General features: G+C 55.2%; 14 protein-coding genes. 5 read left to right on the forward strand and 9 right to left on the reverse strand.

The window, feature by feature from the left end:
- The first annotated feature begins 508 nt into the window (after positions 1-508).
- Positions 509-1,828 (forward strand): TolC family protein, encoded by a 1,320-nt coding sequence (locus Enr13x_RS35185; protein WP_231743966.1) that lies wholly within the window; start codon positions 509-511, stop codon positions 1,826-1,828.
- Positions 1,829-1,910: 82 nt separating this feature from the next.
- Here the strand turns inward: Enr13x_RS35185 and Enr13x_RS35190 are convergent, their stop codons facing one another.
- Positions 1,911-2,492 (reverse strand): RNA polymerase sigma factor, encoded by a 582-nt coding sequence (locus tag Enr13x_RS35190; protein ID WP_231743967.1) that lies wholly within the window; start codon positions 2,490-2,492, stop codon positions 1,911-1,913.
- Between the two features lie 193 nt (positions 2,493-2,685).
- Here Enr13x_RS35190 and Enr13x_RS35195 point away from each other — a divergent pair, with 193 nt between their 5' ends.
- The 3 genes from Enr13x_RS35195 to Enr13x_RS35205 all read left to right on the forward strand — a co-directional run bounded on the left by Enr13x_RS35195 (position 2,686) and on the right by Enr13x_RS35205 (position 5,904).
- Positions 2,686-3,288: a hypothetical protein gene (locus tag Enr13x_RS35195; RefSeq protein WP_145391620.1), complete on the forward strand. Its 603-nt coding sequence runs from the start codon at positions 2,686-2,688 to the stop codon at positions 3,286-3,288.
- 200 nt (positions 3,289-3,488) lie between these two features.
- Entirely contained in the window at positions 3,489-4,493 is a 1,005-nt protein-coding gene (locus Enr13x_RS35200; RefSeq protein WP_145391621.1) for a periplasmic heavy metal sensor, read from the forward strand.
- Between the two features lie 55 nt (positions 4,494-4,548).
- Positions 4,549-5,904, forward strand: coding sequence for a Glu/Leu/Phe/Val family dehydrogenase (locus Enr13x_RS35205; protein WP_145391622.1), 1,356 nt, complete (start codon positions 4,549-4,551; stop codon positions 5,902-5,904).
- Between the two features lie 675 nt (positions 5,905-6,579).
- Here Enr13x_RS35205 and Enr13x_RS35210 read toward each other — a convergent pair.
- The 4 genes from Enr13x_RS35210 to tnpA (Enr13x_RS38660) form a co-directional block, all read right to left on the reverse strand.
- Positions 6,580-6,870, reverse strand: coding sequence for a hypothetical protein (locus Enr13x_RS35210; protein WP_145388164.1), 291 nt, complete (start codon positions 6,868-6,870; stop codon positions 6,580-6,582).
- On the reverse strand, positions 6,870-8,498 hold the full coding sequence (tnpC, locus tag Enr13x_RS35215) for an IS66 family transposase (protein WP_145391623.1): 1,629 nt from the start codon (positions 8,496-8,498) through the stop codon (positions 6,870-6,872). The genes Enr13x_RS35210 and tnpC overlap by 1 nt, the downstream gene beginning before the upstream one ends.
- Before the next feature lie 86 nt (positions 8,499-8,584).
- Positions 8,585-8,947: an IS66 family insertion sequence element accessory protein TnpB gene (gene tnpB, locus Enr13x_RS38655; RefSeq protein WP_261344162.1), complete on the reverse strand. Its 363-nt coding sequence runs from the start codon at positions 8,945-8,947 to the stop codon at positions 8,585-8,587.
- On the reverse strand, positions 8,944-9,291 hold the full coding sequence (tnpA, locus tag Enr13x_RS38660) for an IS66 family insertion sequence element accessory protein TnpA (RefSeq protein ID WP_197455598.1): 348 nt from the start codon (positions 9,289-9,291) through the stop codon (positions 8,944-8,946). Before tnpA (Enr13x_RS38660) ends, tnpB begins: the two co-directional genes overlap by 4 nt.
- A gap of 367 nt (positions 9,292-9,658) precedes the next feature.
- Here tnpA (Enr13x_RS38660) and Enr13x_RS35225 point away from each other — a divergent pair, with 367 nt between their 5' ends.
- Entirely contained in the window at positions 9,659-10,066 is a 408-nt protein-coding gene (locus Enr13x_RS35225; RefSeq protein WP_231743968.1) for a hypothetical protein, read from the forward strand.
- Between the two features lie 324 nt (positions 10,067-10,390).
- Here Enr13x_RS35225 and Enr13x_RS35230 read toward each other — a convergent pair whose 3' ends face one another.
- From Enr13x_RS35230 to Enr13x_RS35245, 4 genes are all read right to left on the reverse strand, one after another.
- Positions 10,391-11,284: a methionyl-tRNA formyltransferase gene (locus tag Enr13x_RS35230; RefSeq protein ID WP_197455599.1), complete on the reverse strand. Its 894-nt coding sequence runs from the start codon at positions 11,282-11,284 to the stop codon at positions 10,391-10,393.
- Between the two features lie 291 nt (positions 11,285-11,575).
- Positions 11,576-12,136, reverse strand: a complete 561-nt coding sequence (locus Enr13x_RS35235; RefSeq protein WP_145391626.1) for a DNRLRE domain-containing protein — start codon at positions 12,134-12,136, stop codon at positions 11,576-11,578.
- A gap of 445 nt (positions 12,137-12,581) precedes the next feature.
- Positions 12,582-12,938 (reverse strand): IS66 family insertion sequence element accessory protein TnpA, encoded by a 357-nt coding sequence (gene tnpA / locus Enr13x_RS35240; protein WP_145391627.1) that lies wholly within the window; start codon positions 12,936-12,938, stop codon positions 12,582-12,584.
- Between the two features lie 72 nt (positions 12,939-13,010).
- Positions 13,011-13,742, reverse strand: a complete 732-nt coding sequence (locus Enr13x_RS35245) for a response regulator (protein WP_231743969.1) — start codon at positions 13,740-13,742, stop codon at positions 13,011-13,013.
- Positions 13,743-14,526: the final 784 nt, after the last annotated feature.

Below are 14,526 nucleotides of genomic sequence, written 5' to 3' on the forward strand. Positions count from 1 at the left end.
ACGGTGCGAATTAGACGCGAGCGAAGCACTTGGACCTTCCGAAACAGATACCTAGGACCGGTATAAGGAGTATATCGGAAATACACTCAGAAAGTTCAAGACGAATATGATTCATCACGGAACTTTTCATCATGAAAGGATAGCTGGACGGAGCCAGTTTGTCATGCGCACCCCAAAAAGCACGGTTTTTTCACGAACTCGCAGGCGGCATTTGCTGGCTTTGTCCCTGATCACACTCTCCGTTGGCGGTTGTGCAAGCGGGCCCGTTCGTCCCAACGCGTCGCGGCACGCCGCAACGCGACCGACGGTCAGCGAAGAGCCATTGGGGGACAAATTGCGGCAGGCCGCACCCGCCGAAAGCGACGACTTGACCTTTCATACCGTGGGGTACGGCGAGCCTCTGGCGAGTGGCGGAGTTGTACTCGCGACACAACTCGACCTCTCACCGCCGATGCGGTTGGGGGACGAGGACGAAGATGGCGAAACGAAGCCAACGACGCTCGGGGAAATGCTTGAAAACAACGACGTAGATCAGGTCAACGAAAATTCCGACTACAACGAGGACAAAAGTGACGGACAGCCGGGAGTTGGCAACGCAGCTAACTCATTTGGTGAGGCGGATAGGGTCGGGACGCGACAACCCATCGACTACTTCATCGCCCAGGCTCTGGCGGCTCACCCCAGCATTCAAGCCGCACGCCAACGTGTTCAGGCGGAACTGGATCGGATTCCGCAGGTCACCGCATTGCCGGATCCTCAATTCAACAACACGTTCTGGCCGCTACATGACAACTCAATTCAAACAGCTTCCGGGCGCGTTGCCAACCAGATGTCGCTACAGCAGGGCGTCCCATTTCCAGACAAGCTGCGCACCAAAGGCTCCATCGCTAGTCGCGAGGCACAGATGGCCCAGGCGGAAGTGGAACGCATCGAACGACAGATCACTGAATCGGTTCGCTTAGCCTATTACGAAGTTTGGTACGCGACTCGTGCGATCGCGATCATTAAAGAATCTCGCGACCTAGTCGACGACCTTGCCAAAGTAGCCGAGGCACGCTATCGCAGCGGTGGAACACAGCAGGACGTGCTTCGGGCGCAGCTGGAAATCGACCGACTTGATGATCAGATTGTGCAACTGAACAAGCAACTGGGGATGTCGCAGGCCGACCTTGCGGCGTTGCTTCAACAACCCGTTTCATTGTTGCCTCAAGCGGTCGAGGAACTTGGCGTCGCCGACGCGCCAATGCAGCTCGAAGGATTGATTGCCCAAGCCGAGCAATGCAATCCGAGCTTGCGTGGCTTGGCCGCAGAGATTCAACGTGATCGCCAAAAGCAACGACTCGCTTGCCTGCAGCAATATCCCGACTTCATGGTCGGACTCAATTGGGGAATCGTCAGCGACAACCACGATGTGATCAGTCCGGTGGCTAATGGTAACGACCAACTTAGCATCACCTTTGGGACAACACTTCCGATCTGGCGTGAGAAGATCAATGCGGGTGTTCGAGAAGCTTCACGACGAGCGAGCAGCACGCAACAACGCCTGGAAGCTGAGCGTGATGAAATCTATGGCCGTCTGCGTCGATTGCTAGTTCAAGCTGACTCACTGGTCGAACAAACGAACATCTACGAAAACCGCCTTATCCCCAGAACTGAAGACACATTGAAGTTAGCGATCGCCGACTATCGTGGTGAACGTACCGACTTTTTCACGTTGATTGAAACCTATCGCGAGCTATTGATGTTTGAGACGCAGCTTGCTCGCATCAACGCGACCCTAGCCGGTGCGATCGCCCAGATTGATCGCACGGTCGGGTGTCCGTATTGAAGAAGCGGAGTGTGGGAGAGAGAAAGCGGTTGAGTGACGACTGTCGCAAACTCTCCGTGTCTCCCGCTCTCCCTGACTCTTTTCATTCCCAACCGAGCTGCAGTAAGACTTCACGCAAATCGGCACGGGCACGGTTCAACCTCGAACCGACCGTGCCTTCTGGAATACCAACCGCGTCGGCGATTTCGCGGTACGACAAATCCTCTTGCTCCTTCAGCACCAAGACGACTCGTAACTCCGGGTCAATTCTTGACAAGGCAACGTCAAGCAACTCGCCTTGCTCTGTCCGCTCCCTCGTGTCGTGGGAATACCCCGATGGATCATCGAGCAACGAGTCCGTCGTGTGACGAGACCTTGAACGAATGAACTGCAGAGCTTCGTTGCTAGCCAGGCGGTAAACCCAAGTTTCCAGCTTCGACCGGCCATCGAATTTATCAAGCTTGCGGAACAGGTGGATGAAGACTTGCTGCGTCGCATCGTCCGCATCCTGAATTCCGACCATGCGGACCATCTGCGCGTACACCCGCTGGCTACACCGTTCATACAGCATACACATCGCGTCCTGGTCGCCCGCAATGCAAGCAGCCACCATTTGCTTTGTGGAATCTTGATCCGCAACTGCAGAGTCGTCGAACGCGGATTGGTCACTCGGGTGGCTATTCAATCAGGGGTTCCTTCGCGTTACAGGCCGTGCAGAATCCAACGCTGCAGTCGACAGGCGTGCGAATCCGCACGTCCATGCCGAGACAATTTTGCAGCGTTTTCGTGAAGAACCCGAATCGAGCCAGCATCCAATTACCCGATTGAGGAAACGACCTCAACAAAGAATTCTCCCCTCTCCTCGAACAGGAAAATAGATGTCCACGAAACACGTCGGTAAATTGCTGCTCGGTTTGGCAGTCATGTTCGCCGCCACCTCCCTTGTTCCGCAACCCGTCTTGGCACAGAGCAAAATTCGATCGCCAGTCGAACGACGGCAAGACCCAGGTGGCGGATTTTGGGCAAACCAGCGAGCTTCCCGCAACATCCAGCACGCCCGGAACTACTCGCAAAGTATCCAACGATACGCGACCCAGGCGCCGGTGATCCGGCCGCAGGTCACGCAAGCGGAATCGCAATTGCTCGGCAATCAAATCCAGAGCATTCAGCGAGAAATGGTGGTCATTCGCGACCAAAATGCGAGCAGCCCACAGGTCGTCGAGCAGGTCAAGGCGATTGAATCGAAGTTGTCCAAAGTGGCTGACACACAGGAAATGCTGCACGCCGAATGCTGCAAAGACTCGCCCGACGGAAAGGTTTGTGGTGACATTTCGAAGAAGATTACGGCCGCGCTCGACCAGATCGTAAAAGACCATGCCAAGCTGATGAAGACGATGGGCCACGAGGACGCCGCTCATGACGCGATGAAACACGACCACTCCACCACCGAAGGCGAGACGCCAGCAAAAAGCGGTGAGTGAGAGCGTCCATGACATTGCGTTTCATCGAAGCGAATTGTTTTTGAAAGTCATGATCCGCTTCGGCGCTCGTCGCCGAGCGGATCGTTGTTACTGTCACCGACAGATTCTAACTTACCCCGCCAGGGTATCAAGGGCGGCGGATTAGCTGCCATCCGTCGCTGTATTTTTCTTTCTGACTGAAACCAACAAGGCATTCTCCCATGAAATTCACGTCACCGTTGAGTAAACGGACCCTTTCAGCCGCTTTGATCGCCAGCAGCCTACTTTTGTCCTCTCCTTCGTTATTTGCACAAACCAAAACTGATCCGCATGCCGCTCACCCAGCCGCTTCAGAAACTGCGGACGGCGACCTCGCCACTCAATTGCAAACGTTGCGCAAGAAAGTGGCCGACCTAGAAACAACCCTGCAGTCGCAACACACAGCTCGCTATGGCGCGGACGCGAAGCCCGGCGCGATGTCGAATATGGCAATGAGCCAAGATGCTGCCGATCCGTCGTCCGGTTCGGATTCCGCAGGCATGGGCGGAATGAAAGGTATGGACAGCATGAAGATGGGTGGAATGAAAAAGGGAATGATGAAGGGGATGGACGGCATGAACCAAGACACGACCGGCTCGTCGATGTCGTCCGGCGGCACGGGCATGGGAATGAAAGGGATGTCCGGCGGTATGGGAATGATGTCGGGCATGGGAGGAATGTCAGGTGGCATGGGGTTGGGCAAAGGGATGGGAATGATGAAAGGCATGGGGATGATGGGGCGTAACCCCGCCATGAAATCATCCATGGATGGGATGGGTTCAATGGGAAACATGAGCATGCCATCCGCCCTGCCAGGCTTTGCCGGCGCGTCGCACCTGTACCACATCGGCGAGACCGGATTCTTCCTCGATCATCCGCAGCACATCACGCTGTCGGACGATCAACAACTCAAACTGAACCAGATCAAGGAAGCCGCATTGCTGGCAACCGCCACCGCGGAGCGCCAGATCGAAGAAGCCGAGCAAGAACTCTGGATGCTAACAGCCGAAGCCCAACCCGACATCAACAAGATCGAAGCGAAAGCAAGAGAGATCGCCAAACTGCAAGCCGACAATCGCATCGCATTCATCCGATCGGTTGGCGAAGCCGCAAAAGTGTTGACCGAAGAACAACGCCAAACGCTCGTTGGAACGTCTAGCACAAGTGAAATCGCTCCGGCGAAGTGAAGCGGGATCGACGTCGAGATTGAGCCATCGAACCTAGCAACAATAGAAAGCAACGATGAGTCAACAAGCTGATGAAGAGATGTTTGAAAACGCGATTGGTCGGCTCGATCAGGCCGCTGAATTCTCCAGCATCGGACCCGAGGCGTTGGAGCGATTGCGGCATCCCAAGTCGATGCTTCAAGTATCAATCCCCTTGAGAATGGATGACGGGTCGCTGAGTGTGTTTCAGGGATACCGAGTCCGTCACGATGACACACGCGGTCCCACAAAGGGTGGCATTCGATTTCATCCCGACGTGCACCTGGGCGAAGTGAAGGCACTCGCCTTTTGGATGACATGCAAGTGCGCCGTCGCGGGGATACCCTTCGGTGGCGGCAAAGGAGGCATCATTGTCAATCCAAAAGAGTTGTCGCGACTGGAGTTGGAGCGACTCAGCCGGGGGTATATTCAGCGTGTTGCAGATTTCATCGGACCTGAAACGGACATCCCAGCCCCGGATGTCTACACCAATGCCATGATCATGGGCTGGATGATGGATGAATACTCCAACATACAGCGTCGTCGCACACCGGCGGTCATCACCGGCAAGCCGATACCGCTAGGCGGCAGTTTGGGTCGCGATGATGCCACGGGGCGTGGAGCGTACTATTGCATCAAGGAGTTGGAAAGACTTAAAGAGTGGGAGCCAAACGAAATACGCGTCGCCGTGCAGGGTTTTGGCAATGCTGGTCAGCATGTTGCGCGGCTTCTGCATGCTGACGGCTATCGAATTGTCGCGATCAGTGATTCTCGTGGCGGTGTCTATCGCAAAGAAGGCTTGGATATTCCACGTGCGATCGAACTAAAGCAACAACGCGAAGACTTGTCGGCCGTTTACGCCTCACGAAGTGTCTGTGACTGCCCCGAATGCGGTTGTGTCGAGTGTCATTGCCATCCTGACGATTCAGGCAGCGGTAAACTGATCACCAACGAAGAACTTCTGGAGTTGGGTGTGGATGTTCTCATTCCCGCTGCCCTCGAGAATCAACTCACTGCCGAGAACGCCGAACGGGTCACGGCACCGGTGATTGTCGAGGTCGCCAATGGTCCCACAACGACATCAGCGGACGAAGTCTTCAATGCGAAAGGAACCCTCATCGTTCCAGACATTCTGGCGAACGCCGGTGGTGTGACGGTTAGCTATTTTGAGTGGACACAGAACCGAGCCGGTTATTGCTGGACGGTGGAGGAAGTCCATCAGCGCCTCAGTCAGATCATGAAGCGAGAATTCAACCTGATCTATGAGTTGATGGCCGCCAACCAGATTGACATGCGCACGGCGGCTTACGCTCACGCACTAAATCGAATAGGAGAAGCCATCGAGTCTCAAGGTACAAGCACGTTCTTTTCGCCTCAACCGATGGCGATTTGACCTTCGCGCTGAGGTACCGGCAGGAATTCGGGACTCGCTTTCCCAGTACATTCTCACGTGGGCATTCGCCAAATTTGGTTGGTTGAGTCGCGGCCGACGTAAGCGTTCTATCTGCCCAGGTGTCGCTTCGTGGCTCGGGCGGCCGGCGACTGCTTTTCACCAATCCGAAGATCCATCGGGCCATTGTGGCGAATTGACCGCGGTGGCGGTGTCGGCGTATCAACATTTCGGGATTCGTGACCAACGCAAAAACGCCGGAGACCTTGATCGCCACTGCAGTCCAAAATCACGCTTTGTGTTTGTGGCCTAACCGATGCTACCGCGGCAGCTTCAAACGTCTCCAGCACGCAGGTCATCGGCGCTGCCGCGGATACTGCGTTTTGATCTCGTTGGGATGTCTCTGAGTTCTGTTTCCGCTCGACTCCCAAGCAATCGCGCGAAGTGCGGTCAACGGATTCGATCTTTTGCTGAAAGAAAAAGAGCCGCTTGATCACACCTCGCAAGTCATGTCGGCCAGGCGTTCTTCGATCTGCCATGTGCCACGGGAGATCAAGACGCTGCCGCTTTGCCATCGCTGATCAACTACGGCCAGTCGATTCACGAAGCTGGCGATAGCTTTGCACGCCGACACATCTTCCACTTGGGCGGTTCAAATGGCAGGGAGCCGATCTGATGTCACCATAGAATGTCGAGATCGCCATCCCCGGTGCGTTGGGCGTACTCCAGGTGGTCGCACAGGTCAGCGACCGCTTCAACATCGGAACCCGCTTTGCCCTTGACGCACGAGTGGCTCAGGTCGCCGATCAGCAGGTGCAGTTCCACCCGAGTCATCCCAACTCGGCGAATCAGTTGATCCTTCGGCCAGCGACGAAGCGACGCCTCCAAACGGCCTGACACGTAGCCGTACTTCAGAATCAAGTCGCGATGTTCACGCGTCAATTGGATTCGCTCGGTCAAGTCCGACATCACGCCACCTTGGCTTCGCGCCGACGCACGCGGCGTTGCTGAGTTGTCAATCGTCGCGACGCCTGCTCGGCATCACGATACACTCGAATGCTCTCGGGATGGCGGCCTCGCCAAACATCCGGAAGCAACGCTTCGTAGTCCGTCGAGCCACCGGCAAGCTTGCGAAGGCAATCGTCCACGTAAGCCCAAGCATCGAGATGATGCCGCGCCGCCGATGATACCAAGCTGTACATCGCAGCGGCTACTTCGCCACCGCGATTGGAGCCGACGAACAACCAGTTCTGACGACCGATCGTCAGGCTCCGAAGCTCGTTCTCCGTTTCGTTGTTGTCAAACGGAATCGCTCCATCGCCTAGAAACACCGTTAACTCGTCCCACTGATTCAGCGAGCACCTGACGGCCTTGCCAAGCGAACTCTTGGGCAACACTCGCGGATCGCTGCTCTTCTCGATCAACCAGTCATGGAGTTGGTTCATCAACGGAGCCGATTCACGCTGACGAAGTTCAAGACGCTCTTCGGCACTGCACCGCTTCGCGCGATCCTCGACGTCATAAAGTCCTCGGTACATCGCAAGCGCACGCGCAGCGGCCACCGGATCGTTCGGCTTTGCTTCGACGAATTTCCTCCGCGCGTGGCAGTTACAACACGCAGCAAAGATCTGATCGTGTTTCCCCAGGTAGACTCCCTCGTGAACTCCATAAGCGTCGACCACCGCGTGGCCGTGAAAATCCCTCAAGAATCCCGCCGGACCGTCGCGCCCACGACTCTCGGTAAAGTCGAACACGTTGTACGGATGGTCTTCGCGGCCACGGTACAGCCAGAAGCGAGCCGTTCGCATCTTGCCGGGCAAGGCAGGATCTTGCAGCCGCACCGACGTGTCATCGACGCCCAGTACGCGGCCCGAAACGATTCGCGATTTCATCAAGGCGATCAGCGGTGCGACGAGTGCCGCGATGTTCACAAGCATCCCAAACTGCGTGTTTCTCGGGATCATCACGCCTGCGCGGGCGAAGATATCTTCACCTCGATACAGTGGCAAATGGTCGGCAAACTTGTTGGTGATGATTTGTGTGTAAACGCCGAAGCCAGAATCACTGCCGGCAACCGGCGTGGCCGGTCCACCGGGCTCGCTGCCGGCGGGAACCTGCGCGATCGACTCTCTGCACTTGCCACAGGCACGCTTATGACGACGGATTTCCCAAACGAAGAGTTCCGCCGGAATCAGATCGAGCCGCTCGCTGATGTCCGTGCCAATGATGGGCATCTCTTCGCCACAGCAAGAGCACATTCGCTCTTTGGACGAGACGCCCGCCTCGATGATTTTGCGTCTCAAGTGAGCCGGTAGTTTTTCGGACTTCTTCTTACGGCGTCGCTTCTTGCGAGACTTCGGCGGATCCTGCTCGTCATCATCGCCTTCATTGACCGACTCGCCGAGATCGAACAGATGCAACTGCGAATCGTCTTCGGCATGCCGCTCGGAGGATTGACCAAATAGTTTGCGACGGTACAGGTTCAGTTCTTCGCGAAGTTGTGCGATCGTCTTCTGTTGTGACTGAACCGTTTCGACCAACTCATCATTGAATCGTTTTAGGCTCTGCAATTCGTCTTGATTTTCCGGTGCAGTCATTCGGTTGTTTTAGCGCGATCAATAAAAAACGCAAGGTAGATGACTGCCTTGCGTTTGCATTTTCCTGGAGTTCTTTTCGCTTGCCGCTACGCCACTTTGGCTGGGTCAATCGAGTAGCGTTTCCTTCGCTGTGTTCCTTCGATCTGCACACCGCGAAGCATCATGATTAGTTCCGCCGAATCGATCTCCAAGTCACCGTCGGAACTTCGCGTCAGCTTCTCAAAGGTTCCACGCTCGAGTCGCTTCGACCAGATAGAAAGACCGTCTTTGTCCCAGGCCAAGACCTTGACGTAGTCACGCCTGCGATTGAAGAAAACAAACAAGTGACCAGAGAACAGGTCGATCTGGAAGTGTGCTTTGACGAGGCCCGACAAACCGCAGAATCCTTTTCGCATGTCGGTCGCGTCGGTGCAGACGAAAATGCGTGTCGTTGGTGAGATTGCGATCACAGCGTTACCTCGACCGCAGTCGCTTGGACGATATCGGCGATCAGCTCGCGTCTCTCGACGGTGGTCGCATCCGGCGGCACTTTGACGGTCGCCCCACCGGGCAAGTCGACTTCGAAGCCTCGCCGGGCTGCGCATGAAAGCTCGCTGGCATCGAACTGCACGGGGATGAATGCCGGGTCACCGGGAGACTTTTCGTCGCGGAGTTTTCGCCGCCACTGATAGAAGGAGGCCGCCGAGTATCCTTCGACTTCGCAGAATTTTGCGACAGTCAATCCAGAGTGCTCATATCGATCGAGTCGCTCTCGCCATTGCCGGGCGAGCTGTGGGTCGGGCAATCGTGCCATGGGTTTCTCCAAAAGTGGAAAGAAACCCACCACGCTACCGCTCCCGTCAACATGGGAAGATAGAACGCTTACCGCCGGGGAAATTTCCAAATTGATCTTCATCTGCGATACCTTTCAATCACGGGATGCTCCATCACTGCGATTTCTTCAATCAAGGGCGGACCCGAACGATCGGTTCGATCCGAATGATCGGGGTCTTTGTCGGCGGGATCGGACGAAGCCAGAAGGTTTGGTGAAGGAATGGCGTGAAACTCGCATCTAACTCGTATGACACGAAGCGGTCGCACGGGCTGCTTCATTGCCAAGCTCAATCCAAGCGATGTTTCGCTGGGGATTGTTTTCCTCTCTCTCAATAAGGCGATGAACGATGACGAATACATCCAAATTGAAACTGTTTGCAGGTCTCGCTATTTTGACCAGCGCATTCATGCTCTCGTCCAGTGCCATGGCTAGTGACGGACACGGTGGTGGGGGCCATGGCGGCGGCGGTCATGGTTTCAGTGGCGGGCATGGATACGGTGGTCACGGCAGTTACGGCCACGGATATGGTGGGCACGGGTACGGCCACCGCGGCTACAGTCATGGAGATGGCGGCTATGGCCACGGAGCCGCGTACTACGGAATTGGTCTCGGATACGGCGTTGGCTATAGCGGCATCGGCTACGGTGGGTTTGGCTACGACAGCTATTACCCGTCGTACACAGCTTACCGGACGACCTACGTCGCTCCGCGTCGAATTCTGCATCGACGATCGTACTCGCGTTGTGGACGGTAAGCGTTGCAATGCGGGCGGCCGTTTCGATGGCCCGCGGTCGCCGAGACCGAATACCGGCTTTGGGAACCACTTTCGTTTGTGGCGCGGCTAGACAATTTGGAGCGAAGGTTGACTGGTGGCAATGAAGAGATCGACCAAGTTACCCGGGGATTCAATCTAGCGACACCCGGCGGCAGTCTGCTGCTGCTGAATCACGAGCACTGGATCCTGCCCGACGATAGTGACATCGACGTGATCGGTGCCCTCTGGACTGCAACTTTTTGGCTTTTCGAACAAGATGTTGGAAGCGATGTCTGGTTTCGTCCATACGTCGGAATCGGCCAGTCAAGCGGACTTTAAAATGCTGGGGCGTGCAAAGCTAACGAAATGCTCTCCCGGTCTAATGGAAGGCGTGGATTTTCCACTCTGAACCAAGGCAGGTGTGCTCAGTTCAACGATGCTGTCACTGTCTTGTGTGCAAACGAATAGCTTGTCGGGCTCCACTGCCAAGACTGTTCCGGGGCGAAGTCGGTCGCGAATTTGAAATAGATTGATCCCATTGCCCTTGATCAGGGCCTTGCTCGAATCAACTACGCTTCCCTTTTCGAAGGCGAGTGGGAGTTGGCCAAGGGATGTGGCCAAGGGTAAAATTCCATCGAGGGCGCGCATTCGTCGATCGATTTCCGCCGGACGTGCTTCCCAAGGAATCCAAGACCACGAGGGGCTTAGCTTGGGCACGTAAGAAGCATCACCTGCTTGCTTTTTTGGGGCAATTGACCCGTTCTGGAAACCGCGAAGCAAGTCAACCACGCATTCACTGAATTGGCTCGCAATACGTTCTTCGAGTCGGATGGAGGTTTCGCCGGGCCCTACTTCCAACTCTTTCTGTAGCAGAATGTCTCCGGTATCGATTCCTTCGTCAATCAAATGAAACGTGATCCCCGTTTTCTTGTCGCCGTTAAATATCGTCGCGATTTGCGGGCATGCACCTCGGTACTTTGGTAACAGAGAGCCATGGCAGTTGATCACACGATGATTGCCCGTCGATAGCGTTGGCTGCTTGATGATTTCGGCCCAGCTTGCAATCAGAAGGATGTCCGGCGCGAGATCAAGCAACTCTGCCCGAAACTCGTCCGAGTTAATGCTTGGTGCTGTCAGAGTGCGAACGTTGTTTGCACTTGATAGTTGTAAGATCTCAATTTCTGACGGATGGTCTTTCAGAAAACGGTATTTGCTCAAGTTGCTCGCCGGCATGGCCCCAACGACGTTTATGTCGTGGGGGGAACCGATTAGGCTTCTCATGACGCTCACCCCCAAGCGTCCAAATCCCGCCAAGAGCACTCGAACCGGATTCGAGCAAATTGAATTCCCTGCAATATCCATACGGTGCTCTTGAACGACACGAAAACGCGGTTGACTAAGTCATGATCGGCCTAGTCGCTCGAACCTCAAAAGGATTCTGCATCTGAACGAGGAAAACCCTCAACGGGACGCATGCTCGTGCACACTCAGCATCGAAACGAGATTGGCTTACAACTCGAAATCGATTTTCCATTCAGGCCGATTATCGGCATTTGAGTACCCTCGGCTGTCCAACCGCTTCGTGGAGGGCGTGGTTTCGTCGCCGATGAGAATCCAGCCAAAGTTGCTGGTCGGATCGGCGAGCCACGATTGAACATCGGCGACCAATTGTGGCGTTGACGAGGAATAGGAGCCAACACCATCGGCCGGCGTGGTGGCGCTTGCCGCCGATTCGAAGTTGCCGCCCGGCGTGTTCCACAAAGCCGCGTCAAATTCGCCGTGAATCCAAGTGGCGTCGTTGGCGGTCGGCGGCACTGGATTCAATCCGCCTTCCTCACCGATCTGATCTGACGTGCCTTGATTCCAGTTGGTGCTGACTCGGTGCAGATTGACGTCAAACTCATCAACAATCGTGCGAGACATATTCAATTTGAGTGTCACGACCGTGACCGTCGCGCCGGCGGGAATCCCTGCCGCGACGTCGAACGCGATCAGGTTGCGCCGTAGCGATTCGGACTGTTCCAGGGCCATTCCGGTAAAGAAGTACTGACATGCGCCGTTGGCAACCAAACCGTCGGCCCGTTTCGTTTACGCTCAACATGCATTGACCACCGAGGTCGCACGAATTTTACGGGAACTGGTTGGCTAAGCGTCAGTTCGCTGGTTGAAGCTTGAATGTCGTTGGGCGAGAAGTCCGTAGAATCCATACAACCGAAACAACTAGATTTGTTGTTGCGTCAATCGCGAGACGCAACTTGCCAACACAACTAGGTGGCGTGTTTGGCTTCAATGCGTTTAATTCCCACGCATGCTTGTGTTTACGAGCGCTCACCAACTGCCAAATGGAAAGCACTATTCACAGAGCCGGTCGATTTCCCGATCCAGAGCCGCAAATCTATGAATCCAATTGAGAATGATACTGCGAGGCGAAAACAGTTCATCCCCGAATTCGAGGGCCTGCGCGGACTCCTGGCCGCGTGGGTTGTCTTCGGGCACATTCTTCTGTTTTGCGGTTTCATCTATCAAGACGGCTGGTTCGGAATAGTGTTTTCGCCCATTTTGGGTGTGGTGCCAACCGGTCGACGATGATCATCAGGCTGTTGGCATCGCAGGAAGCAAGCTCGATCTGCGTGCCACAGGGAAAGCGGACAGTGGTGCCGCCGATTTGGGGACGCGGCTGCTCGATCTGCACGGCAAGAAACGCGTCGCTCTGATCGGCGTCGCCCTGCAGCCTTTGTCGCCATCGATAAAACGATGCGGTGGAGACTCCGTGCAAATCGCAAAATTCGGAGACCGCAAGATCGGACTGTTCGTGAAGTTGGATCAGCCGCGACCAACGTTGGCGAACGGCGGGGTCTGGCAAGCGAACCATGGAAACCTCCTGGTTACGTGAGTGAAAACCCACCAGCCTACGCCACGCGCCAAGAATGGTTTCCTCGGGCGCTTACCGCGAAGCGACGGAAGTACGACCGGCGGTTGTCTTCTCGCTGCAAAGAATGCTCAGTGATTGACGTACACGTGACGACAATCGGAAAAGGTCACCTCCATGCTCGATCAGTTGCTCGATGCCAAGAAAGTCGGCCATCGCGTAATCGTGAACGTCGATTGCGTGATCGTATAGCCATACGCGTGTGTCGCTGTCGAGCAGAGCCAATTTTGGAGCCATCTGCCAAGCCTTTTGCTCCGACAATGAGATGTCTGCCAACACCAATAGCGGTCGATACTTGCCGCAAGCCTTCAAGGCGTCGGTCACCGACATGGCACGTACCGGGCGAAAGCCTGCCTCAACTAGGTCGCCTGCCAACCTCGCGTAATTTTCGTCCCGTGGCTCGACCAAGAATGCAATCGGTCGATGGGGCGCGACGTCAGACTTTGCTTTTGCATGCGTCTTGGCCAATGGTTTTTCTTGTCGGCGACCGCCCCACTCGACGGTTGGTTGTTCTCTTTCAGTCTCCGGTTTATCCGCGTTGGTCGATCGAGCAAGCTTGCTGCCGTCCATCAGCTCGGTGACGATGAAGGTTGCCGAGCAATGTGCGCAAGCAATTTCGGTGTCGAGCCATTGCGGTCGCACCTTGGCTGCGCGACCGCAAGTCGGGCAGCCGACCAAGTGCACGTCATCGAGTTCTTTACAGAGAGAGGTCGCTTGATTCGAGTAGGTCATTTCTTGCATCAACATCGTTATTCCATCCATGTTTTGGTTTGGTTTGTTGGTATCATTGTTGCGAAAGCCAATCGGTGTTTGAAACCGAAGCCTTCACGAACCTTGCACGCTACAAACGAAAGCGACAAAACGCGATGCAAAAGGAAACGCCAGGTATCGAGAAGACACTCTGGGTTGATGAAGGCTGAGAATTCGTGACTGATGATGGAAGCCACGCCGTCGTTTGATCGACCGAAATATCGAACTGCGGCAATTCAGATTGTGGCTCGATACCTTGATCAGTCGGCAACTGCTGACAACCACAGGGGCAACGCTTGCCAGGGGCGACAGGGCCGTCGCTGCAGCAGCAATTGCCCGACTCCATGCCATCAAAGCAAGCCATCTCGTCACAGCAAGATTGATCGCTGGATTCAACAGTGACGCTGGCACGTTGAGGGCAATGCTGGCATCGGCACGTCGATCGCTGAACCGGTTGAACGGAAAACACGACAGCGGCAACCAATGCTGCAAATTTCATGAGCGTGAAGGGCATTGTGTTCATGGATCAACCGTGATCCCCGTAGGTTCACCATCCTCTCTACGACCAGTTCACACGTTTAGATGCAGGTCGTGAAAGGTTTCTTCGCAGTAACAGGAAACTTTGTGTTCTTTTTCCATCACCGAATATCTGCAGTGCCACGGCCTGGCCGTGAAGTGAAGTAACGGGCAAGCAAAATCATCCAATAGGACGCTTGATCAGATGCACGAGAAAACGAATCCTTCACGACCATCTTGAAAATTGCAAACGGTTCCCCTCCAC

The organism is Stieleria neptunia, from assembly GCF_007754155.1.
In the GTDB taxonomy this organism is placed as follows: domain Bacteria; phylum Planctomycetota; class Planctomycetia; order Pirellulales; family Pirellulaceae; genus Stieleria; species Stieleria neptunia.

Excerpts from the sequence above, each read along its gene's own strand:
- Enr13x_RS35205 (WP_145391622.1), top strand. The coding sequence starts at position 4,549 with ATGAGTCAACAAGCTGATGAAGAGATGTTTGAAAACGCGATTGGTCGG.
- Enr13x_RS35185 (WP_231743966.1), top strand. The coding sequence starts at position 509 with ATGCTTGAAAACAACGACGTAGATCAGGTCAACGAAAATTCCGACTAC.
- Enr13x_RS35200 (WP_145391621.1), top strand. The coding sequence starts at position 3,489 with ATGAAATTCACGTCACCGTTGAGTAAACGGACCCTTTCAGCCGCTTTG.
- Enr13x_RS35195 (WP_145391620.1), top strand. The coding sequence starts at position 2,686 with ATGTCCACGAAACACGTCGGTAAATTGCTGCTCGGTTTGGCAGTCATG.
- Enr13x_RS35210 (WP_145388164.1), bottom strand. The coding sequence starts at position 6,870 with ATGTCGGACTTGACCGAGCGAATCCAATTGACGCGTGAACATCGCGAC.
- tnpC (WP_145391623.1), bottom strand. The coding sequence starts at position 8,498 with ATGACTGCACCGGAAAATCAAGACGAATTGCAGAGCCTAAAACGATTC.
- tnpA (WP_145391627.1), bottom strand. The coding sequence starts at position 12,938 with ATGGTTCGCTTGCCAGACCCCGCCGTTCGCCAACGTTGGTCGCGGCTG.
- Enr13x_RS35225 (WP_231743968.1), top strand. The coding sequence starts at position 9,659 with ATGACGAATACATCCAAATTGAAACTGTTTGCAGGTCTCGCTATTTTG.
- tnpA (WP_197455598.1), bottom strand. The coding sequence starts at position 9,291 with ATGGCACGATTGCCCGACCCACAGCTCGCCCGGCAATGGCGAGAGCGA.
- Enr13x_RS35245 (WP_231743969.1), bottom strand. The coding sequence starts at position 13,742 with ATGTTGATGCAAGAAATGACCTACTCGAATCAAGCGACCTCTCTCTGT.